We start from the raw sequence: 20,673 nt of genomic DNA, 5'->3' as shown, positions 1-20,673 counted from the left end.
GATGACGTTCTCGCTGATCCTCAGAGATCCCGAAACCGGCGAGTTCGGCGCGGCTATCTCGTCCTCCTCTCCTGCGGTCTCGGCCCGTTGTCTGAACCTCGCGGACGGCGTCGGCGGTGCCAACTCTCAGAACGTGACGGATCCGCGCCTGGGTCCGCAGCTCATCGAGCACCTGCGCGCCGGCCACACCGCGCAGCGGGCTCTCGATGCTGTGGTCGCCGCCGCGGATGCACAGTCAATCAATTACCGTCAGCTGCTCGTCCTCGACAGCAAGGGCCAGAGCGCAGTCTTCTCGGGGGAGCGGGCACTCGGGACATTCGGGGCGGCTCAGCGAGAGAATGCGGTCGCTGGAGGCAACATGCTCGCGAGCCTCGAGGTGCTCGACGCGCTGGTCGATACGGCGCTGAGCGCGCCCGGCAGAATCGAGGAGCGGCTGTACGCGGCTCTTCGCGCTGCTGTCGATGCGGGCGGCGAGGAAGGTCCGGTCCACTCGGCCGGCCTCGCCGTGGTGAGCGACGCAGGTTGGCGCGTGACCGACCTGCGCGTCGATTGGGTTGATGAAGATCCGATCGCTGAGCTCGGGCGCGTGCTCGAACACTGGCTTCCGCAGCGCGACGACTACACGAACCGCGGGATCGACCCGACGGCGGCGCCGTCGTACGGAGTGCCCGGCGATGAATGACCTGGGCGCACTCAAGCGGCGGATCGCGAGTCGTGTGACCGCGACAGGCGATGAGCTGATCGGCCTCTCGAATCGGCTGCACGACGACCCGGAAGTGGGGTGGCAGGAGCACCGCTCGTCTGCTGCGGTCGCAGAACTGCTGGGTGACCACGGCTTCGTCATCGAGAAACCGTACCTCGGGCTGGAGACCGCCTTCCGGGCTGTGCGCGCAACGGAGCACTCGAGATTCAACGTCGGGTTCCTCGCGGAGTACGACGCACTCCCCGGGCTCGGTCACGCCTGCGGGCACAACTTGATCTCGGCGATGTCGGTCGGCGGGGCCATCGCTCTGTCCGAGATCGCGGACGAGTTCGGCATCACGATCACGGTCATCGGAACACCCGCGGAAGAGGGAGGCGGCGGAAAGATCGAGCTGCTGGAGCGCGGGGCATTCACCGAACTCGACTTCGCGCTCATGGCGCACCCGGCGCCCGTCGACGTAGCCGAGGCTGAGCCCTTCGCGGTGACCCACTGGCATGTCCAGTACGACGGCAGGGCCGCCCACGCCGCGGCCTACCCCGAGCGCGGCATCAATGCGAATGACGCCTTCGTCATCGCGCAACTCGCGATCGCGCTCCTGCGCCAGCAGCTGCCGAGCACGGTGCGCGTGCACGGCATGCAGACGCGAGGAGGAGAAGCGCCGAACGCGATTCCCGAGCGTACGGAAGGTCGCTGGTACGTCCGAGCGGAAACGACCGAACAGCTTCTCGATCTCGAGGACCGCGTGACGAAGTGCTTCGAAGCGGGTGCGTTGGCCACGGGTGCGAAGCTCACCATCACGCCCGAGAGCAAGCGCTACTCGGAGATGCGGACCGATAGCGCCGCTCTAGCCGCGTACCGAGCCAATGCGCTCGCGCTCGGACGAAGCTTCGACGTCGATCCGATCGCTGCGACGATGAACCGCGCGTCCACAGATATGGGGAATGTCTCCCAAGTCGTTGATGCGATCCACCCCTACATCGGCGTGGGCGGTGACGCGAGTAACCATCAGCCGGCATTTGCGGACGCTTGCGTCGGCGAGGCCGCGGAGCAGACCTTGCGCGATGGGGCGACCGCTCTCGCGTGGACTGCGCTCGACGTCGCCCACGTCCGAACCAGCTGATCCCCTCCCGAAACGAGTCCCTCCCCGCGAGCGGACCGCAACACCGTAACAATCCATCGGCGCTTCACGCGCCTCTCAGAGCAGCGAGGAGCACATTGCCGTGACTACCCCACAACACCGACCGGAACTCAGCGAACTCGTCGACAAGAAGAGCCTGCGCAAGAGCGTCGTTGCTGGATCGATCGGCGTGCTCGTGCACTGGTTCGACTGGGCCGTCTACGCCTACCTCGCGAGCACGCTCGCGGAGGTGTTCTTTCCGCAGGAGAACGCGACCGCCGGGCTGCTATCCACCTTCGCGGTGTTCGCGGTTTCCTTCCTCGTGCGCCCGCTCGGAGCTGTGATCTTCGGCAATCTCGGCGACCGCCTCGGACGGAAGCAAACACTCTCGATCGTCATCCTCGCCATGGCGATTGCGACCCTCGTGCTCGGTCTGCTGCCCGGCTACGATTCGATCGGAGTGTTCGCACCGATCCTGCTCGTAGTCACCCGCATCGTCCAGGGGCTCGCCGCCGGTGGTGAGTTCGGAAGCGCGGCAGCGTTCCTCGGCGAGTTCTCACCCGCGAAGCGACGGGGCTTCGGCGTCAGCTGGCTCGAGTTCGGCAGCTTGCTCGGGTTCCTGCTGGCGTCCTTCGTCGTCTACCTGCTGAACGTCGCGTTCGATGAGTCGGAGATCATCGAATGGGCGTGGCGCATCCCGTTCCTCATCACGGTGCCGCTCGGATTCATCGGCCTGTACATCCGTCGCAAGATCGAGGACACGCCGGAGTTCGAGCAGCTCCAAGAGCTTGAAACGGTGTCGCATGCTCCGGTCAAGGAGGTGTTCCAGCGAAACTGGAAGCAGTTCCTGCAGACCTGCGGCATGGAAACGTTCATGAACGTGACGTTCTACGTCGTGCTCGTCTACTTGCTTACCTACCAGGAGGTCTACATCGGCTTCGACGCCGGGCGGGCAGCGCTCCTGTCATCGCTGGCGTCGGGTCTCGGGCTCATCATTGTGCCGCTTGCGGGGATACTCTCGGACAAGATCGGCCGCAAGCCGGTGCTGATGACTGCCGCGATCGCGTTGACGGTGCTTTCCGTGCCCCTCTTCATGCTGATGGGCAGGGGCGACAGCGTCTCGGTGTTCCTGTCGACTCTCGGCCTTGCGCTGATTCTTTCGATCATTCTCGGCACTCACGCGGTGACGGTCGTTGAGATCTTCCCGACGCGTACCCGTCAGACCGGGCTCTCCATCGCGTACGCCGTAACGGCGGCGCTGTTCGCGGGAACCGCGCCCTACGTCCTGACATGGCTTCTCGACACGACGGGCAATCTCGTCTCGCCGGGGATCTTCCTCGGAGTCGTCGGAGTGATCGGCATCGTGACCGTGCTGACGCTCCCGGAAACTCGAGGTGTGGCGCTGCTCAAGCCCCAGGATCTGGAAACGGCGACGGTGGAGATTCCCGACGCCCTGAAGTAACCCCGAATGGCGTAGCCGCCAGCGGGCGAACTGCGCTCACATCAAAGGAACATGCGCGATGAGCAACATGACATATGCTGAGTGGCAGGCAGCCGCAACCGCTCTCACCTTCGACGGCCGACCCTTCATCGACGGTCGTCGGGTCAGCGCCCGCTCCGGGGAAACCATAGCGAAGACGAACCCTGCTTCCGGGAAGACGATCTCCCACATCCACGCCTGCGGCAGCTCCGATGTGGACGCGGCCGTGGGTGCCGCCCGCGCATCGTTCGACTCGGGGGTATGGTCGCGTGCGGGAGCCGGCTTCCGGCGTGAGCGTCTCATTGAATTCGCCCGCCTCATCGAATCGCGCGCTCAGGATCTCGCGCTGTACGACTCGCTGGATATGGGTAAGCCCGTCAGAGAGGCAGCCGCGATCGACGCTCCCGGATCCGCCGCCCTGTATCGCTTCTACGGAGAAGCGATCGAAAAGCAAGAGGATCTGATCCCGGTCACGCCGCCTGGTTCAACTGCTCTTGTCACCCGTGAACCTCTCGGTGTGGTCGCGGTGATCGTCGCGTGGAATTATCCCCTCGAGATCGCATCGTGGAAGCTCGCACCGGCTCTCGCTGCCGGGAATTCCGTCGTCGTAAAGCCGCCGGTGGAGGCCTCGCACTCGACCCTCCTGCTCGCGGAACTCGCGATCGAAGCAGGCATCCCTGCGGGAGTGCTCAACGTCGTGACGGGTCGCGGCTCGGTCGTCGGCCGGGCGCTCGGTATGCATGACGACGTCGACATGCTGGCGTTCACCGGGTCCACGGAGGTCGCGAAGCAGCTCCAGCAATACGCGGGGCTCTCCAACATGAAGCGTTTGGCGCTCGAGGCCGGCGGAAAGAGCTCGAACCTGATCTTCGCGGACTGCGAGGACCTTGCCGTTGCAGCCGAGAAGGCGGCCTTCGGAAGCTTCTACAACCAGGGAGAAGTCTGTTCGGCGAACTCCCGGATCTTCGTCGAACGCTCGGTCTACGAGGAATTTCTGCGCTTGTACGCGCGTGCGGCCGAAGCCTACGCTCCCGGAGATCCCCTCGACCCCGCTTCAGGGATCGGCTCGCTCGTATCGGAGCAGCACGCGGATGCGGTCTGGTCGACGATCGAGAATGCTCGCCGCGATGGCACCATCGTCGCAGGGGGAACCCGACCCGAGATCGGCGGATCACGAGCGTTTATCGAACCGACGATTGTCACTGATGTTCCCGCTGATCACGAGGTGCATACGCGAGAGATTTTCGGCCCCGTGGCTGTGGTGACGCCTTTCGATACCGAGGACGAGGCGATCGCCCGAGCGAATGAAACGCCCTTCGGGCTCGCTGCCTCTCTGTGGACCGGATCTCTCGCGCGGGCGCACCGCGTTTCTGAACGACTCGTTGCGGGCACGGTTTCGGTGAACACAGTGGACGCTCTCGGGTTCACGACGCCGTTCGGCGGTTTCAAGCAGTCCGGTTTCGGTCGCGACCTCTCCGTGCACGCGCTCGAGAACTACACCGATTACAAGACGACATGGATGCAGTGGGGATAAGCCGCTCGGCCCGAGGCGCCTGCACCGCCGCACGGAGTGAATAAGACGGGAGTCGCCTGCCGGCGCCACGCGTTCAGTGCAGCTGCATTGTCGCGAGCATGAGGGCCATTCCCGCCGACTCGAGCACCAACATCGAGCGTCGGCGCAGCAGCGCAGCAATACCCACTGTCGCCAGGAGAACGACGAGAACTGCGACGCTGATCGCGAAGGCAATGCCGAACGCCGAGGCATCAAACTGGTGGCCGGCGTGCGAAGAGTGCGTCGCAACCGGCGCGTCAGGGGCATGCTTCGCGCCGCTCATCAGAACCTGCAGTGCCATGAAGGGAAACGCGAGCGCCGACAGGATCGCCAATGACCGGCCGAGAGGAACGTTGAGCCCGGCGATCGTAGTGTTTGACTTCGCGCCGGGGGAGTGGAGTGCGCGTGTCCGCCGCGCGGCGCGAAGCTCGGGCGCCGAGAGCCGGAGGTTCACTGCGCAGCAGAGACTGAGCACGAGAAAGAGCGCTGCCCAGATGAGGGGGTGGGCGATCCCGAGGAAGCGCAGGTCCAGCATCGACAGCAGCATCGCGCCGGAGGATACGAGAGCCAACGCGCTTCGAGAGATGACTGCGCCGGAGAGGCACAGCGCACCAGCGCTCATCATGATGAGTGAATTCAGCAGGACCACGCGAGGGACCTCCTCTCTGGGTGCCTGCGAATGAACCGGTCCGCCGGTCGCGCGCGGAGAGGCGCGTGCGACCGGCGGACCGAATGACCAGCGCGTATGCTCAGTGGCACCTTTCCGTGCTGTTCCCCGAGCCGCAGCATCCGGCTTCCGTAGCAGTGCTGCAGTGCCCGGACTTCGGCCGAGGCACGTCGAGTGCCGGATTCTGATCGAAGAACCCGTAGGGCTTCATCGAGAAGCCGAGCCGGTCCACGGGCATGATCGGCCAATCCTCGGGCCGCGGAAAGTGCGTCATCGCGAAAGACGCCCACACGACGATGTCGTCGCCATCGATGGGACGACGCTGTTCCACCCACTGGGTGATCGTGCCGTTGCCCGGATTCTGATTCGGGTACGTTCCCGTGGGGAAGCGTTCGTCGGCGTCGAAGTGGGTGACCCAGACGTGCTTGGATCCGAAACCGGCGCGCTTCGAAATCGACGATCCCTCGGCGGCCATCATGGTCGGAAGGTCGGGTACGCGTAGCTCGTAGCCGACGGGTAAGCCGTGCTTGTTCTTCCTCGTCGGGTTCACGACGTGCCACACGCGTCCGGTCTTGCCGTCGGCGAGGCGGCCTCCCTCCTCCGTCAGCCTCGTGACCTTGCGGGTGAACGCGTTGCCCCAGGGATTCTCGTCGCTGAATGGAAGGCGCATCGCCTCGTGCTCGTCGACCGCGTTCTCGATGCCGTCGACGAGCATGTCGAGGCGTGCGCAGAACATGTGCTGGTGAAACGGCATGCCGAGGCCCTCGTCGCCGAGCGGGGAAGACCACCGCTGGCGCTGCGCCTCGTCACCATACGCCGCGGTGTAGACGATGCCCGTAGCCTTGCACTCGAGTTCGATCGTGCCGTCGAGGTAGAGATACCAGTAGAAGCCGTAGTCGTAGTTGCCGACCGTGATGAAGAACGAGATGACGAGACGGCGGTTGCGGCGCACGTCGGAAGCGAGCGTGAACTCGTCAGTGTGCTTGAACAGAATCCCCGCGTCTTCCTCGTGGATGCAGATCGCGTTCTTGATCGTGCGCGGGCGCCCCTGGTCATCCGCGAGCACAGCGTCGGAGTAGACGATCTCGCCCAGACAGTCGCACCCGAGTTCGAGAGAATTCGCGCTCTTCCCCATGGAGTACTCACCGGCATCGAAGTAGTTCTGCCAGTAGCGCACCGGACTCGGATCTCCATAAGGCACGACCATCTCAGCGACAGAGGCGCGATAGACGATCGGCCGGAGCTCACCCTGATCGTCGAAACCGATCTGGTGCAGCACGAGACCCTCCACGGGGTCGAAACCCAGTCTCACGTGCCACTTTTCCCACGTCAGTACGTCGTCCGCGAGCGTGAAGCTCGCGCCCTCGGGCTGAATGATCTCGATGGGCTTTTGCGTCGCGCGAGGTTCCGGCAACCAGGAATCGAGATGGTAGTCGAACCGTTCCGTCGGCACGGGCACGACGTCGGTGTCGATGAGCTGCACCACCTCGCCGGAGTTGAGATCGAGGTAGGCGACGAGCCCCTCGAGGGGGTGGGCCCATGCGTTGTCCTGCGGATCATTCTGAATGAACGCGGATCCGCGCACGAGGCGACGTCCAGCCTCTCCCGGAATGTCGAAGCATCCCGCGGAGAGGGCGCAAATGCGCACGGTATCGAAGTCCGAGATCCCTCGTGCTTCGACGGCTGCACGCCACGCGGGATCGGCGCGGATCATTCGTTCCGCGTCCTCATACTCCGTTATCGTGATCGGCGCCTGGCCCTCGTTCGCGATATCGAGAACGCGAGCGAGGAGCACCTTGCGCTCGACGAGTGACACGAGAATCTCGGTCTGCTCACCGCTGTCGCGTTGAACGAGAAGGGTCCGCACGCGTCGGTCGAGGCCCGGGACGGCGCCCAGGACATCGCGCTTGTCGGGTTCGACCAGGCTCACGAGGGCGAAGATGGTGCTCTCGGTGACGTGGCCGGCCTGCACGAGGATCGCGCGGTTGAGCTCGATCTCGTCACCGGTCAGGCGCGTGAGGGGGTGTGGTTCGGTCGTGGTCATGAAGAATCATGCCCTTTCTGTATCGAGGTTCTCGTCGATGCTCACCATGAGTGCGTGGGTTTCGAGGTTGGGCTTCGCCTCTCGGATCCGCCGACCACGGACGTACCCGACGAGAGCGAGCGCGGCAAGGAACACCAGGGTCCCGACGGTGAGCGCCGTGAACGGTCCCTGCGGGACTCCCCAGATCTCGATGAAGTCGTATTCCAAGCCGAAGAGCCGCTCCAGTGTGCCGGGGAAGATTGCGACCCATGAGCCGAGCAAGACCCAGAGGAATGCAACGGCACCGAGCATGGTGAACCAGACGTTACCGCCGCCCACCTTGAACGGGCGCTCGAGATCGGGATACTGCCAGCGCAGCTTGACGGCGGCGGGAATGATAAGCAGATAGCTGAGCAGGAAGGTGGAGATTGAGATCGTCAGCACGACGCCGAAGAGCGCACCAGCGTCACCGCTCAGTTGCATCGCGGCGATGAGGAAGAGCGTGGCGACCGTTCCGGAGAGCAGGTTCACGTTCACCGGCGTGCCGAGACTGCGAGAGATCTTCCCGAAGAACCCGCCGAAGAACGACCCATCGGCTGCGGTCAGAGCCTGCATGCGGTCGCTCATAATCATCCACGCCGCACCCTGCGAGGCGAGGATGACGACGAACATGATTGCCGCTAGCGTCACCATCGCGTCGCCGGCCGGGCCGTAGACCGTGAACACCGTCTGCACCGCGTCGAGCAGGCCGCCGATGCCGGTGATCGTCTCTTGAGGCAGGACCAGCAGCATTGCCAGCACGGGGAGCAGGTAGCAGAGCGCAGACACGATCCCGGAGCGGGCGATCGACACCGGGATGTCGCGCTTCGGATTCTTCATCTCGTCCGACGCTGCGTTCGATGCTTCGAAGCCGAGGTATGAGAAGAGCAGCAACGGCACGAGCCCGAGGAAGCCGCTCAGGGTGGGGCTGAAATCGGCGAAGCTGAGCGGCTGCACTCCGTTCTGCGCGGCGTAGATAACCGTTGTGATCAGGAAGAAGGCGACGAAAATGATCTTGAGGAGTCCGCCCATAGTGGGCAGCCACTTCGCTTTGGCGAGTGAGAGGATCGCGGCGAGCACCGTGATCCAGATGAAAACGATCTTGAAGATCCAGTCGCCGACCGAGCCGGTGGCCAGGGGACTGATGAACTGATTCCACGTCTCGGTTGCGAGGAACGCCATCGATCCGCCGACCCACACGGGCTGGGTGACCCAGCTCAGAATCGACGCGATCGCGCCGGCGGGTCGCCCGAATGCCTGACGCACCCACAGGTACGCGCCGCCCTCTCCAATGAAGGTGCTGCCGGTCTCTGCGAAGATCAGCGCATACGGCACGAGGAAGAGCACCGCGAGCACGAGCGTCCAAGTGAACGTCTCGGCCCCGAAACCGGCGGTCTGCGCGAGCACTTCGATGCTGAGCACCGCGGACATCACGATGAGTACGATGTCGAAGCGCCCCAGGGTCTTTCGTAGGTGCTGCTTCTGTTCCTGCGCGAATGCGGTCGTCTGTTCGGGTGAAGTCACCGTCCACCTCCTTGTGAGTGGGCTTCATTCAAATTCTTTGATTTGCAACCAAAAGAATTGCACGGAACACTCAGAAGGGGTAGCAGAAGCGGTGGGATGCCCATACTGATCGCCGTTGCACTGGATCACTTGAGGAGATGGTCGTGATGGCGAGGCCCAAGAATCAAGCAGAACGAAGAGCTCAGCTCGTGGATGCCGCGAAACTTGCGATTGCGTCGCGGGGCGTCAACGGCCTACGCGCGATCGACGTCGCCGCTTTCTCAGAGCTCGGAGCAGGCTCCGTTGCCTACTATTACCCCGATCTCTCGGACCTGATCCGCGACGTACACCGCCACGCAGTCAGCCGCTTTTACTGGAGCCGGAGGTCACAGGGTGCGCCGAACGAGAGCGCAGGGACGGGGGATGCCCGGGTTCGGCTGGTGAACACAATCCGGAGTGGCGTGCCAGCATCGCGCGATGACGTCGACTTTCAAGTCCTGAACGAACTGCACACACATGCGTATCGCGATGAATTCCATGCGGGCCTGATGGCGGAGCTCTACCGTCTCGAGGCCTCCCTGTATTCGGATGTGCTCAACGAGGGCGTGACGGACGGCGTGTTCCGCATGCGTGTGCCGGTGCAGACCGCGGCGAGCAACCTCGTCGCGCTGGAGGACGCGTACGCCCTGCATCTCATGGGCGGTACGCCGCTCGACTCCGCGCGCATCTTCGAGCTGATTGTCGCGAACGCCGAGGTGCTCACCGGGTGCGCGCTGCAGTAAGCCGGCGCGCTGCGTACCCCTGCCCAGGCTCGCCGGCTCAGCGCACGTAGCCGCCGTCGCGCAGCCCCGCCTCGATCTCGAAGCGGTTGCGCAGCGGGTTGCGACCCGAGATGAGATAGAGGATCGGCAGCGCCATGCCGTAGTGCTGCCACTGGGCCCGGTGCACGCGCTCGTGCCTGAGCACCCGCCCCGAGACGTTGCGATCGGTGAGGTAGCACCCGCCGACGCAGCTCCCGCCGCGACCGAACGTCCACTTCGGCATCCCCTCGAACACCCACAACCCATCGCGCCGCTCAATGCGCCCGCGGCTCCAGATCGCGCCCCACACGAAGCCGACGACGGTCGCGTAGACGTAGCCGAGTCGCGCGAGCGGCCAGGCCGGCGTCCCGCGCGTGACACCGGTCTCGCCGCGCGCAGCTTCGCGCTCACCGGCCGATCCCTCGCCGACAGCGTGCCGCCCGGTGGCGCCCGCACCTGCGGACTCGGCCCGGCTCACGCGGCAGCTCCTGCCGTGGATCCCGAACCCGGCTGCGCCCCCGAGGTCAGCGCCGCGAGAATCCGCAGCACCGTGGGCAGATCGTCGGCCGCGGTCTGCTCGCTTGCCGGAGCGAATTCGCAGATCGCCGCGCCGACGAGGGGCACGGCCTCGACGGCCACCCGGAGCGCGTGCGTCAGCTCGGCGATCGTGATCCCGAACGGCACCGGCGAGTGCACCGAGGCGAATTCCGAGGGATCGAGCACATCGAGATCGAGGTGCACGTAGAGCGCGTCGGCGCCGGCAATGCGCTGGCGGATCGCGCGGCCGAGTGCCTCCGCATCGTTTTCGGCGGAGCCCGCCTCGGGGAGCACCGCGATGCCGCGCTCCCGGATCTCCGTGACCTCCTCGGGGTCGAGCGCTCGGGCACCGACGAGCGTGACCTGAGCCGCGTCGACGGACCGGCGCGCCGAGAGATCGGGGGATCCATCGCCCAGCGCGTGCCGCAGCGTCATTCCCGATGCGGCGCCGGAGGGTGAGGTGCTCGGGTGCTGCAGATCCGCATGGGCATCGAACCACAGCACCGCGAGACGATCATGCGCCATCGCCGCGGCCTCAAGACCCGGCAGCGACGTGGCGCAGTCTCCGCCGAGGATGATGGCGGGCCTGCCCTCCCGCACCACGGGCGCGAGCTCGGTGCGCGCCGCGTCCCGAGCGCGGATCAGGCTGCTGAGCCGGGCGACCGGGGTGCCCATTGCGTCGCCCGCCTCGAGCGGTACGGCGATCTCGCGCATCGCCGACGCGGGCAGATCCTCGCGGAGCAGCGCCGCCCCGTCGGTGAGCTGCATGGCTCGTGAAGACTCGGAGCCCTGCCACTCGGGCATGAGCAAGAACATCGGGCTGGCCACTGCACCCTCCTCGCGACTCGACCTCATCAGAATACGCTCGTGGGTGCTGTGAGCGCGCGGGGGAAGCGCGGAGGCAGGAACCGTGAGCAGCAGCCTCAGCCGACGGTCACGAAGTCGATGAGGTGCTCGACCCGACCGACGAGCTCGGGCTCGAGGTCCCGGAAGTTGCGCACCCGTCCGCGGATGCGCGACCAGGCGTCAGCGATGTCGGCGGGTTCGTCGCTCGGCCATCCGAGGGCTCGGCAGATCCCGGCCTTCCACTCGATGTTGCGGGGGATCGTGGGCCAGACTTCGAGGCCGACCCGGCCGGGCTTCACCGCCTGCCAGATGTCGACGAAGGGGTGGCCGACGATGAGCACGTGCGCCCCGAGGGGGCCGCGTGCGATGGCGTCGGCGATCCGCGTCTCTTTGCTGCCGATTACGAGGTGGTCGAGCAGCACGCCCGCGCGCCGCTCCGCGCACGGCCCGAATTCCGCGAGCACCTGCTGCAGATTGTCGGCGCCCTGCAGCAGCTCGACCACGACGCCCTCGACGCGCAGATCGTCGCCCCACACCTGTTCGACCAGCTCGGCGTCGTGCTTGCCCTCGACGAAAATGCGACTCGGCATCGCGACGCGGGCGCGCTGCTGGGGCGCCGCGAACGAGCCCGATGCCGTGCGCGTTCTGCCTCCCTTCGGGGCCGCCGGGCGCACGAGCCGCACGGGCTTGCCATCGATGAGGAAGCCGTCGCTCAGCGGAAACGTGCGCACCTTGCCGCGGAAGTCCTCGAGCTGCACGAAGCCCTCGCGCGCTCCGACCACGGCGCCGCACCACTCCGACTCGGTGTGCTCGACAACGAGGCCCTTCGCGAGCGGCACATCGGTGCGCTCGACGGGCCCGCGACGCGGTTTCATGCGGGCGACGGGATCGAGATCGTAGCGGTCGTCGAACATGGGATCGAGCCTATCGCCGCACTGGCACGGCGCAGGCCGCGCGCGCCGCGCACGCCGCGCTGACGCTGCATGCTGCGTCCGCTGCGTCTGCTGCGTTTTCCGCGCACACCGTGACTCCGAGGGTCCTCGAGCGCCGGTAGTCTAGGGCGGTGAGCGAACGGAGCGGTGAGTCGGAGAACCGCCGCCGCAGTCTCCGCTCGCTGCTCGTCGATACGACGCCGCTCCGCGCCAGCCCCGCATTCGCGAAACTCTGGACGGGCACCTCGATCGCTCAGATCGGCGCGCAGGTGACGATCGTGGCGGTCGGCCTGCATATCTACGAGCTGACGCACTCCACATTCGCGGTGTCGCTGGTGGCGCTGTGGGCGCTCGGCCCGATGATTCTCGCGGGGTTCGTCGGTGGCGCGCTCGCCGACATGTTCGACCGCCGCCTCGTCTCGCTGGTCACGGCGATCGCGGCGTGGGGGAGCATCGGCACGATGACGACGATCGCGTTCATGGACGTGCGGGCGACGTGGCCGTACTACGCGCTCGCCGCGGTGAATGCGGCATCGGCCACCATTATGGGCGCGACGCGCGGGGCCATGCTGCCGCGCCTGCTCCCGACGCAGTTGCTCCCGGCGGCAGCTGCGCTCAGCGGCATCACCATGGGGCTCGCGATCACGGTCGGCCCGGCAGTCGCGGGCGTGCTGGTCGCGACCGTCGGCGTGCCCTGGACCTACCTCCTCGATGCCGTCCTCTTCACGGGCGCGTTCCTCGGCATCCTGAGTCTGCCCCGCATGGTTCCCGAGGGGGATCGCGTGGCGCCGGGCTTCGGCTCCGTCATCGGCAGCTTGAAGTTTCTGCGGCGAGCGCCGAACGTGCGCGCGACCTTCATCTGGGACCTCGTCGCGATGATTTTCGGCACGCCTCGCGTCGTGTTTCCCGCAGCGGGCGCGCTCGTGCTGGGCGGCGGGCCGGTCACGGTCGGCGTGCTCACGGCCGCCTTCGCCGTCGGATCGCTGCTGAGCGGGCTGTTCTCCGGCCCGCTCGGAAGCGTGCGACGGCAGGGGCGTGCGGTGACGCTCGCGGTGGCGACGTTCGGGGTGTTCACGGGGCTGTTCGGCCTGGTGCTGCTTGTGACGGCATTGACAGCGGGCACGGCGGAGCGTTCGGATCACCCGATCCTGCCGGCCATCATTCTCGCCGGGGTCGCGCTTGCGGGCACGGGGGCCGCGGACAACGTGAGTGCCGTCTTCCGCACCACGATCCTGCAGTCAGCAGCGCCCGACGATGTGCGCGGCCGCATGCAGGGCCTGTTCTACGTGGTGGTCGCGGGGGGCCCGCGCGTCGGAGACCTGCTCGCGGGCGGAGTCGCAACGCTGGTGGCGCTCTGGGCGCCGCCGCTCTTCGGCGGCATCGTGATCTTCGCGGTGATGCTCGTGCTGCTCCGCACGGCGCGGGGATTCCAGCGCTACGACTCGCACCACCCCACGCCGTAGAGCGGGAAGCGGGAGGGCGGGAGCCGCCGACACATCGGCCGCCAACGGTATCGCGCCGTAAGAGCCTCGACGGTCGATGTCCGCGGCCGATGCTAGCGTGCAGATATGAGTCACGCCGAGCCGCATCGCGACCCCCAGCCGACCCCTGAGCCCCTCGTGCTCGCACGCCGTGACGGCGCTGTCACTCACCTCACCTTGAACCGACCGCGCGCGATCAATGCGCTCTCGAGCGAGATGTTCAGCCTGCTCGACGAGGCCATCACTCGAGTGCAGACGGACGGCAGCGAGGCGATTCTGCTCGACGGAGCTGGCGAGCGCGGCTTCTGCGGTGGCGGAGACATCAAGGAGATCTCCGGCGGCAACGGGCGTCGCATTCTCGCGACCGAGTATCGCGTCGATCACGCGCTCGCGGTCTCAGCAGTGCCCGTGGTTGCGGTGATGGACGGCATCGCGATGGGTGGTGGCATCGGCTTGGGCGGGCACGCGCGCGTGCGCGTGGTTACCGAGCGGAGCAGGCTCGCGATGCCCGAGGTGCGCATCGGGATCGTGCCCGACGTGGGTGGCCACCTGCTTCTCGCGCGTGCGCCCGGCAGGCTGGGCGAGCTGCTCGCGGTCACCGCCGGGGAGATGAGCGGCGCCGACGCGATCGCTCTGGGCTTCGCCGACTACTTCGTACCGTCGGAGCGGCTGGGTGCGCTGCGGGAGGCACTCGTCGCGGGCGAGGAACCCGGCGCGGTCGCCCGTCGACTCGCGGAGGCAGCTCCGACCTCGGAGCTGCTCGACGCGGCCTCGTGGTGGGAGCCCCTCCTCGAGACGGCGGTCGAGCGCGCGGGCGGCTCAGCGTTCAGAGCGCCGAAGCAGACGGCGCTGCACCTCGTCGCGCTGCTCGAGGAGGAGTCGCACGCGCGCCGCTCGGCGGTGGCGGCGACGATGCGGGCGATGAGCCCGACCTCCATCGCCGTGACCCTCGCCCAGCTCGAGCGCACCCGCGAGCGCTCCCTCGATCTCGCGGCGGTGCTCGCCGACGACCTCCGGGTGCTCGGGCGGCTCGACGACCTTCCCGACTTCGCGGAGGGGGTGCGGGCACAGATCATCGACAAGGACCGCGCTCCGCGCTGGTCGCCCGCGAGCCTCGAAGACCTGAACGACGAGGTGCTCGCCCGGATTCTCGACCCGGAGCCTCGGGTTGGAGAAGCACCACTGGTGCTGTGAGGGGCGGCGAGCGGTAGCCTGTGAGCGTGACTGAGCCCTGGAGCGCCGACGGGCCGAGCCGGGTGATCGAGGGCGACAACCTGCCGATCCTGCGCCGCCTACCGAGCGCCGCATTTGCCGTCGCCTATCTCGACCCGCCGTTCAACACGGGGCGTGAGCGCCGCACGGAGCGGGTGCGCGGCACGCGAGTCGAGCCGGGGCAGAGCGGCGAGCTCGGCGGGCGACTCGGCTTCCGCGGGCAGGGCTACCGCGTCACGCGTGAGATGACGCACGCGTACGACGACCGCTTCGGTGACTACTGGGACTTTCTCGAACCGAGGCTCGAGGAGGTGTGGCGGGTGCTCGCGCTCGACGGGCTGCTCTATCTGCACCTCGACTACCGCGAGGTGCACTACGCGAAGGTGCTGCTCGACGCGCTCTTCGGGTCGGAATGCTTCATCAACGAGATCATCTGGGCCTACGACTACGGGGCGCGCTCGAAGCGACGGTGGCCGGCGAAGCACGACAACATCCTCGTGTACGCGAAACACCCCGACTGGTACTACTTCGATGCAGAGGCGGTGGATCGCGAACCGTACATGGCGCCGGGGCTCGTGACGGCGGAGAAGGCCGCCCTCGGCAAACTGCCGACCGACACGTGGTGGCACACGATCGTCTCGCCGACCGGGAGCGAACGGACGGGGTACCCGACTCAGAAGCCCGTCGGGATTCTGCGGCGGATCATCCAGGCGTCGAGCAGGCCCGGGGACTGGGTGCTCGACCCGTTCGCGGGGAGCGGCACGGCGGGCGCGGCGGCAGCGGAACTCGATCGCCGGTTTCTGCTCATCGACGAGAACCCGGAGGCGCACGCGGTGATGCGCGCGCGGCTCGACCGCAGCGGGGCGCAGTTCTCATGAGCGGTTCTGAGGGGGTCGCGGCCGCGGGCGCCGCGGGCGGGCGCCATATTGACGATTTCCCCGTGCATCTCGATCGCGACTCGGACGCCCCGCTTCCATCGCAGCTCGCGGCCGCGCTGCGCGAGGCGATTGACGCGGACCTCATGCGGCCGGGGGAGATGGTGCCCGCGACGCGCGAGCTCGCGAGGCGTTTGGGCGTAGCGAGGGGCGTCGTCGTCACCGCGTACGAGCAGCTCGCCGCCGAGGGGTATCTCGAAGCGTCGCAGGGGCGCCGGACGCGCGTACACCCGGCGCTCGCGCGAGCGGCGGAGAGCGTGCACGCGGGTGCTCGTGGCGACGGCGCTGTTCGGGGCCATTCTGCTGACGGTGAGGATCGTCCGCACGTCGGGCGCCCCAACGCAGAGGTCTCCGCGCAAGCGCCCGCGGGCAGCGGCGGTGCGAGTGAGGTCTCCGCACCCGATGGAACCTCGGGTGCGGGCAGTCCTGGAGCCTCAGCTCGTCGACCGATTCCCGCGTCAGCGGCGTCGCTGTTGGAAGGGTCGGCGGCCGGCGCGGAGCCGGGCTCAGGTGCCCTCGTTGCCGGATCCGATGGTGAACTGGAGAACACCGGCGCTCCGTCTCCGCTCGCCCCTGGGGTCGCGATCACTGAGGGCGTGGTGGGTCCATCCTGGCGCGCGGCGTGGCGGGCCGCCGCCAGTGACGCGACGGCGGCACCGGCGCTCGGCGATCCCGAGCTGCGCCGGGAGATCTCCGAGCACCTGCGCCGCACCCGAGGGACACCGCGCGCCGCGCACGACGTGCTCGTGACGGCGGGCACCCGTGACGGGCTGTGGCTGCTCCTCACGGCGCTCGGCGTCACCCGTGGTCGCGAGCTCGTGGTCGGCGTGGAGGATCCGGGTCTGCCGTCGCTCCGCGGCGTCGCCCTGCGCGCGGGCGCCCGGATCGTCGCGCTCCCCACGGACCAGGACGGCCTCGACACCGCGCGGTTGCCCGATGGGGTGCTCGACCTCGTCATCGTGACGCCGAGCCACCAGTACCCGCTCGGTGGTTCGTTGCCGCTCGTGCGGCGCCGCGAGTTGCTCGCGTGGGCGAGACGCAACGGTGTTGTCGTGGTCGAGGACGACTTCGATTCCGAGCTGCGGTACACGGGGTCGCCGCTGCCCACCCTCGCGGCGCTCGACGATCCGGCGCACGGGGTTGTAGTGCTGCTCGGTACGTTCTCGCGAACGCTCACCCCCGCCCTCGGCGCGGGCTATCTCCTCGCTCCCGCGGGGCTCCGCTCGCGAATCGAGCCGCTGCGGCGAGACCTCGGTGGCCCGGTGTCGAGCGTCGTGCAGGCGGCGCTCGCGCGCTACCTCGCGAGCGGAGAACTCAGGCGTCACACCACGCGGATGCTGCGCCGATACGCGGCACGACGCGATCTCGTGTCGGATCGACTCGCGGGGGCCAACGACGTGCGTGTGCGCCCCATGGACGGCGGGTTGCACGCGGTGCTGCAGTTCGTCGGGGAGGCGACCGCGGCGCGGCGGCGCGAGGCCCGCGCGTTCGCGGCGTCGGAGCGCGACGGGCTCGGAGCCCAGGCGCTCGGACGCTACTGGCAGCGACAGACCACCGACGGAATGTCGGGACTCGTGATCGGTCTCGGCGGAACCGACGACGTCGTCTTCGATGCGGCGCTGGGGCGCCTCAGGGGAATTCTCGACGCGCACTGACGGCGGTCACGCGCTGCGGCGGAAAGCCGAGGGGAGCGCGGCTCGCGACCAGCCGAGCGCGGGTGCGACCGCGAGCATCTCCATGGCCGGGGAGCTTGTCACGCAGTCTCGCACGGGTGCTCACTGAGTTCGATTGCGTATCAGCGGCGCGGCTGCGCCCCGGGGCCTTTAGCCGGAAGGCTTCCTTCAATTGCGCCCACGACGAGCTAGACGAACCCGCGGGTGCTTGTTATGCTTGCCGAAGCGTTTCGGCTCGGGTGTCCTTGTGACTCCATTCAGTATCGAAACGTTTCAACATCAGCATCGCGGCTGCAACCGCGGGAGGGAATGGCAGAGACCATGACGGAACAGACAACGACGTCCTTCGATGAGACGATGTGGAACGGCCTGCTGCACGGTGGCCTCGGCGGCACCTTCATGGGCGTGCCGAAGGTCGAGCTGAACCGGGACGCGATCCGGGCGGCCGGCGCCAAGGCGGTCGTCTACGGCTTCCCCTTTGATGCGACGACGATCAGCCGCAGCGGCGCGAACTACGGGCCGCGCGCGATCCGCGAGACCTCGGTGCAGTTCACGAACTTCCAGGCGACGTTCGACTTCGACCTCTTCGCGCACCTCCCGCTCCTCGATGGCGGCGACTGCCACGTCGCGCTCGGCAACACGCCGAAGACCTTCGAGCGCGTCGAGGCCGACATCGCCGAGATCGTCGCCGGTGGCGCGATCCCCGTCGTGTTCGGTGGTGACCACTCCGTCAGCATCCCCGTGGGCAAGGCGGCGAAGCGGCCGAACACGAGCCCGGGCTGGGTGCAGTTCGACACCCACCTCGACGCCGCCCCGAACGTCGGCGGTGAGGAGCTCAACCACTGCTGCACCATCACGCGCGCGGTCGACAACGGCTATGACCCGGCGAAGATGGTGCTCGTCGGCATCAGCGGCTGGATGAACCCCAAGACCGAGCTGCAGTACTGCCGCGACCACGGCATCCGAGTGATCTGGCTCGAGGATATCTGGCAGCGCGGCGCTGCGTGGGCGGTCGAGCAGATCCTGGAGCGCGTCGGCGACGACGGTTTCTACCTCACCTTCGATGTCGACGCTCTCGACGCGGCGTTCGCGCCCGGCACGTGCGCACCGACCCCGGGCGGCATGACCATGCGCGAGGCGCTCGAGATCGTGCGCGGCATCGGCTCCGCCGGACTGATCGGCCTCGACATCGCAGAGCCCGCTCCCTCGCTCGACCACTCGACGCGCACGCAGCTCGTCGCGGCGCGCATCGCGCTCGAGGCGCTCGCTTCGCACGCGGGCGCACCCACGACGCCGATTTACGTCGGCTAAGTCGCAGGATCGACCTGCCGCACCCGCTTCGACGGGCGCGGCAGGCGCTCGGCGCCGGCTCACCCGAGACGCGGCGCACCTTACTCGTTTCACCCGCAATCGATCTCGCGCAAGATACGCGAGATCACGTAATACCAAATCGTTTCGGCCCGAGTAGCTTGTCCCACGATCGATGATGCCGTGGGCAGAGGAGGCCAGGAGTCGAGCGATCAGTCAACTGGGGTGCGGCACCGCGCCTCGCCCTTTCGCCGCTCTAAACAAGGGAGTTTGTATGACCACGGCGCCAACGGTGATGAAGAGAGAATTCACCATGTTTTCCGCGTTGTCAGTGGCCTTCGCGTTCGTGTCTCCGATCGTCGCGGTCTACAGCGTGCTCGGGATCGGCCTCAGCGCCTCGGGTCCGTCCTTCGTGTGGGGCGGCCTCGCGCTCTACGCCGGACAGTTCGTCCTGGTGCTCACCCTCGGCATTCTCGCGTCGAAGTGGGCCGATTCCGGCGGTATCTATCAGTGGTCGCGACGGCTGCTCGGCCACCGCTACGGCTGGTTCGCTTCGTGGGTGTACATCTGCACGTTGCTGATCACGCTGCCGGCCGTAGCGTACGCGGGAGCGGTGCTGCTGCCGCCGATCTTCGACATTCCCGACGCGGGACACGTCGCGGTCACCTGGCTCGCGGTCGGTCTGCTGGCCTTCTCGACGATCGTCAACCTTGCGGGCCGCGGCTTCATCAAGGTCCTCGTGGTCGGAGTCATCGTCGCGGAGGCGATCGGCTCGGTCGGTGTCGCCGTCTGGCTGCTCTTCTTCGAGCGCCACCAGACCCTCGACTACATCTCCCCTGCGAATCTCGGCGACTTCCAGGGGCTCTTCTTCTCGGCCCCGTTCATCATGGCGATCGCGTTCTCCAGCTACTTCGCCATCGGCTTCGAGAGCGCCAGCTCGATTGCCGAGGAGGTGCAGCGACCGAAGCGCGCGGTGCCGAAGGCCATGGTGGTCTCGTTCTTCGCCATCATGATCATCGTCATGCTCAGCACCCTCGCGTTCACGCTCGCCGTTCCGAGCGACGCGTTCCTGCAGGACCCCGACAATGCCGCTGACCCGGCCGTGGCCATCCTCGCGATGTCGTTCCCCGCCCCGGTGTTCCGCGGCATCCTGGCGCTCTTCGTGATCGCGTTCGCCGCGAGCCTCATGACGATTCAGATCACGGCCTCCCGCCTTATCTGGGCCACGGCCCGGAACGGCGAGCTGCCCTTCGCTCGCAAGCTGACGGCCCTGTCGGGTGACACTGGACTGCCCCGCACCGCGGTGCTCGTCGCGGCGGTGCTCGCGGCGCTCCTGTTCATCCCGTTCCAGAACGAGGGCATCCAGATGGCGCTCATCTCGTTCTCGTCGGTCGGATTCTTCATCTCGTTCCTCTTCCCGGTGCTCGGTCTCGCGATCGCTCGAGTGCGGGGGAGCTGGCGGGATGAGCCGGGATTGTTCCTCGGACGCGCGGGTCGCGTCGTGAGCTGGCTCGCGCTCGTCTGGCTCCTGTTCCAGATCGTCAACGTGGCCTGGCCCCGAGAAACCGGCGCCGGATGGGCGACCGACTGGTCGACCATCATCGGTGTCGGAGTGGTGGGCGTGCTGGGCGTCATCGTCGAGGCGTGGGTGCACCGGAAGCGGCTGCACGCGGCCAGCACGGGAAGCACCATCGTCGTCTTCGAGCGCGATGAGTCGGAGGACGACATCGAGGAGTTCAATTCCGTCAGGGCGTGAGTGCCGCGGCTGGACGCCGCAGTCACAGCCGAAGGGCGGCGCGCGGGAGCACCCGTGCGCCGCCCTTGGCGTGTCGCTGGCACGCGACGAGCGATCCGCCCCGCCCTCT

The 20,673-nt window shown here is 67.3% G+C and carries 17 protein-coding genes; 11 read left to right on the top strand and 6 right to left on the bottom strand.

The window, feature by feature from the left end; all coding sequences use genetic code 11:
• Position 1 precedes the first annotated feature (1 nt).
• The 4 genes from WFH00_RS00260 (at position 2) to WFH00_RS00245 (ending at position 4,834) form a co-directional block, all read left to right on the top strand.
• A complete protein-coding gene (locus tag WFH00_RS00260; RefSeq protein ID WP_336658515.1) occupies positions 2-682 on the top strand; it encodes a DUF1028 domain-containing protein in 681 nt (226 codons plus the stop codon).
• On the top strand, positions 675-1,823 hold the full coding sequence (locus WFH00_RS00255; RefSeq protein WP_336658514.1) for a M20 family metallopeptidase: 1,149 nt from the start codon (positions 675-677) through the stop codon (positions 1,821-1,823). Before WFH00_RS00260 ends, WFH00_RS00255 begins: the two co-directional genes overlap by 8 nt.
• A gap of 100 nt (positions 1,824-1,923) precedes the next feature.
• Positions 1,924-3,282: an MFS transporter gene (locus WFH00_RS00250; protein WP_336658512.1), complete on the top strand. Its 1,359-nt coding sequence runs from the start codon at positions 1,924-1,926 to the stop codon at positions 3,280-3,282.
• A 58-nt stretch (positions 3,283-3,340) separates the two neighbouring features.
• Positions 3,341-4,834, top strand: coding sequence for an aldehyde dehydrogenase family protein (locus WFH00_RS00245; protein ID WP_336658511.1), 1,494 nt, complete (start codon positions 3,341-3,343; stop codon positions 4,832-4,834).
• Positions 4,835-4,907: 73 nt separating this feature from the next.
• Here the strand turns inward: WFH00_RS00245 and WFH00_RS00240 are convergent, their stop codons facing one another.
• The 3 genes from WFH00_RS00240 to WFH00_RS00230 all read right to left on the bottom strand — a co-directional run bounded on the left by WFH00_RS00240 (position 4,908) and on the right by WFH00_RS00230 (position 9,105).
• Positions 4,908-5,501 carry a hypothetical protein gene (locus tag WFH00_RS00240; protein WP_336658510.1) on the bottom strand — a complete coding sequence of 198 codons (594 nt, stop codon included), beginning with the start codon at positions 5,499-5,501 and terminating at the stop codon, positions 4,908-4,910.
• Positions 5,502-5,601: 100 nt separating this feature from the next.
• Positions 5,602-7,563: a primary-amine oxidase gene (locus WFH00_RS00235; RefSeq protein ID WP_336658509.1), complete on the bottom strand. Its 1,962-nt coding sequence runs from the start codon at positions 7,561-7,563 to the stop codon at positions 5,602-5,604.
• Positions 7,564-7,569: 6 nt separating this feature from the next.
• On the bottom strand, positions 7,570-9,105 hold the full coding sequence (locus tag WFH00_RS00230; RefSeq protein ID WP_336658508.1) for an APC family permease: 1,536 nt from the start codon (positions 9,103-9,105) through the stop codon (positions 7,570-7,572).
• A gap of 440 nt (positions 9,106-9,545) precedes the next feature.
• Here WFH00_RS00230 and WFH00_RS00225 point away from each other — a divergent pair, with 440 nt between their 5' ends.
• Positions 9,546-9,866 carry a hypothetical protein gene (locus tag WFH00_RS00225; RefSeq protein WP_336658507.1) on the top strand — a complete coding sequence of 107 codons (321 nt, stop codon included), beginning with the start codon at positions 9,546-9,548 and terminating at the stop codon, positions 9,864-9,866.
• A 37-nt stretch (positions 9,867-9,903) separates the two neighbouring features.
• Here WFH00_RS00225 and WFH00_RS00220 read toward each other — a convergent pair whose 3' ends face one another.
• The 3 genes from WFH00_RS00220 to WFH00_RS00210 form a co-directional block, all read right to left on the bottom strand.
• Complete coding sequence (locus tag WFH00_RS00220) at positions 9,904-10,362, bottom strand: Fe-S oxidoreductase (RefSeq protein ID WP_336658505.1); 459 nt, start codon at positions 10,360-10,362, stop codon at positions 9,904-9,906.
• Positions 10,359-11,249, bottom strand: coding sequence for an arginase family protein (locus WFH00_RS00215; RefSeq protein WP_336658503.1), 891 nt, complete (start codon positions 11,247-11,249; stop codon positions 10,359-10,361). Before WFH00_RS00215 ends, WFH00_RS00220 begins: the two co-directional genes overlap by 4 nt.
• 95 nt (positions 11,250-11,344) lie before the next feature.
• Positions 11,345-12,181 (bottom strand): DUF3097 family protein, encoded by an 837-nt coding sequence (locus WFH00_RS00210; protein WP_336658502.1) that lies wholly within the window; start codon positions 12,179-12,181, stop codon positions 11,345-11,347.
• A gap of 149 nt (positions 12,182-12,330) precedes the next feature.
• Here WFH00_RS00210 and WFH00_RS00205 point away from each other — a divergent pair, with 149 nt between their 5' ends.
• The 6 genes from WFH00_RS00205 to WFH00_RS00180 all read left to right on the top strand — a co-directional run bounded on the left by WFH00_RS00205 (position 12,331) and on the right by WFH00_RS00180 (position 20,564).
• On the top strand, positions 12,331-13,662 hold the full coding sequence (locus tag WFH00_RS00205; protein ID WP_336658500.1) for an MFS transporter: 1,332 nt from the start codon (positions 12,331-12,333) through the stop codon (positions 13,660-13,662).
• 105 nt (positions 13,663-13,767) lie between these two features.
• The gene (locus WFH00_RS00200) at positions 13,768-14,874 is read left to right on the top strand and encodes a 3-hydroxyisobutyryl-CoA hydrolase (RefSeq protein WP_336658499.1); all 1,107 of its coding nucleotides are present in this window, start codon (positions 13,768-13,770) and stop codon (positions 14,872-14,874) included.
• A 26-nt stretch (positions 14,875-14,900) separates the two neighbouring features.
• Positions 14,901-15,770 (top strand): DNA-methyltransferase, encoded by an 870-nt coding sequence (locus WFH00_RS00195; RefSeq protein WP_336658498.1) that lies wholly within the window; start codon positions 14,901-14,903, stop codon positions 15,768-15,770.
• Positions 15,767-17,482 carry an aminotransferase-like domain-containing protein gene (locus WFH00_RS00190; RefSeq protein ID WP_336658497.1) on the top strand — a complete coding sequence of 572 codons (1,716 nt, stop codon included), beginning with the start codon at positions 15,767-15,769 and terminating at the stop codon, positions 17,480-17,482. Before WFH00_RS00195 ends, WFH00_RS00190 begins: the two co-directional genes overlap by 4 nt.
• Before the next feature lie 339 nt (positions 17,483-17,821).
• The gene (gene speB / locus WFH00_RS00185; RefSeq protein WP_336658496.1) at positions 17,822-18,811 is read left to right on the top strand and encodes an agmatinase; all 990 of its coding nucleotides are present in this window, start codon (positions 17,822-17,824) and stop codon (positions 18,809-18,811) included.
• 271 nt (positions 18,812-19,082) lie between these two features.
• The gene (locus tag WFH00_RS00180) at positions 19,083-20,564 is read left to right on the top strand and encodes an APC family permease (protein WP_336658495.1); all 1,482 of its coding nucleotides are present in this window, start codon (positions 19,083-19,085) and stop codon (positions 20,562-20,564) included.
• The last annotated feature ends 109 nt before the right edge of the window (positions 20,565-20,673 follow it).

Source organism: Leucobacter sp. USHLN153 (genome assembly GCF_037145615.1).
Taxonomy (GTDB): Bacteria; Actinomycetota; Actinomycetes; order Actinomycetales; family Microbacteriaceae; genus Leucobacter.
The sequence above is the reverse complement of the archived record's forward strand: the minus strand, read 5'-3'. Positions and strand labels throughout refer to the sequence as shown.

Coding starts and splice junctions, on each gene's coding strand:
- WFH00_RS00260 (WP_336658515.1), top strand. CDS start 2: ATGACGTTCTCGCTGATCCTCAGAGATCCCGAAACCGGCGAGTTCGGC.
- WFH00_RS00255 (WP_336658514.1), top strand. CDS start 675: ATGAATGACCTGGGCGCACTCAAGCGGCGGATCGCGAGTCGTGTGACC.
- WFH00_RS00245 (WP_336658511.1), top strand. CDS start 3,341: ATGAGCAACATGACATATGCTGAGTGGCAGGCAGCCGCAACCGCTCTC.
- WFH00_RS00235 (WP_336658509.1), bottom strand. CDS start 7,563: ATGACCACGACCGAACCACACCCCCTCACGCGCCTGACCGGTGACGAG.
- WFH00_RS00210 (WP_336658502.1), bottom strand. CDS start 12,181: ATGTTCGACGACCGCTACGATCTCGATCCCGTCGCCCGCATGAAACCG.
- WFH00_RS00200 (WP_336658499.1), top strand. CDS start 13,768: ATGAGTCACGCCGAGCCGCATCGCGACCCCCAGCCGACCCCTGAGCCC.
- WFH00_RS00190 (WP_336658497.1), top strand. CDS start 15,767: ATGAGCGGTTCTGAGGGGGTCGCGGCCGCGGGCGCCGCGGGCGGGCGC.
- speB (WP_336658496.1), top strand. CDS start 17,822: ATGACGGAACAGACAACGACGTCCTTCGATGAGACGATGTGGAACGGC.
- WFH00_RS00180 (WP_336658495.1), top strand. CDS start 19,083: ATGACCACGGCGCCAACGGTGATGAAGAGAGAATTCACCATGTTTTCC.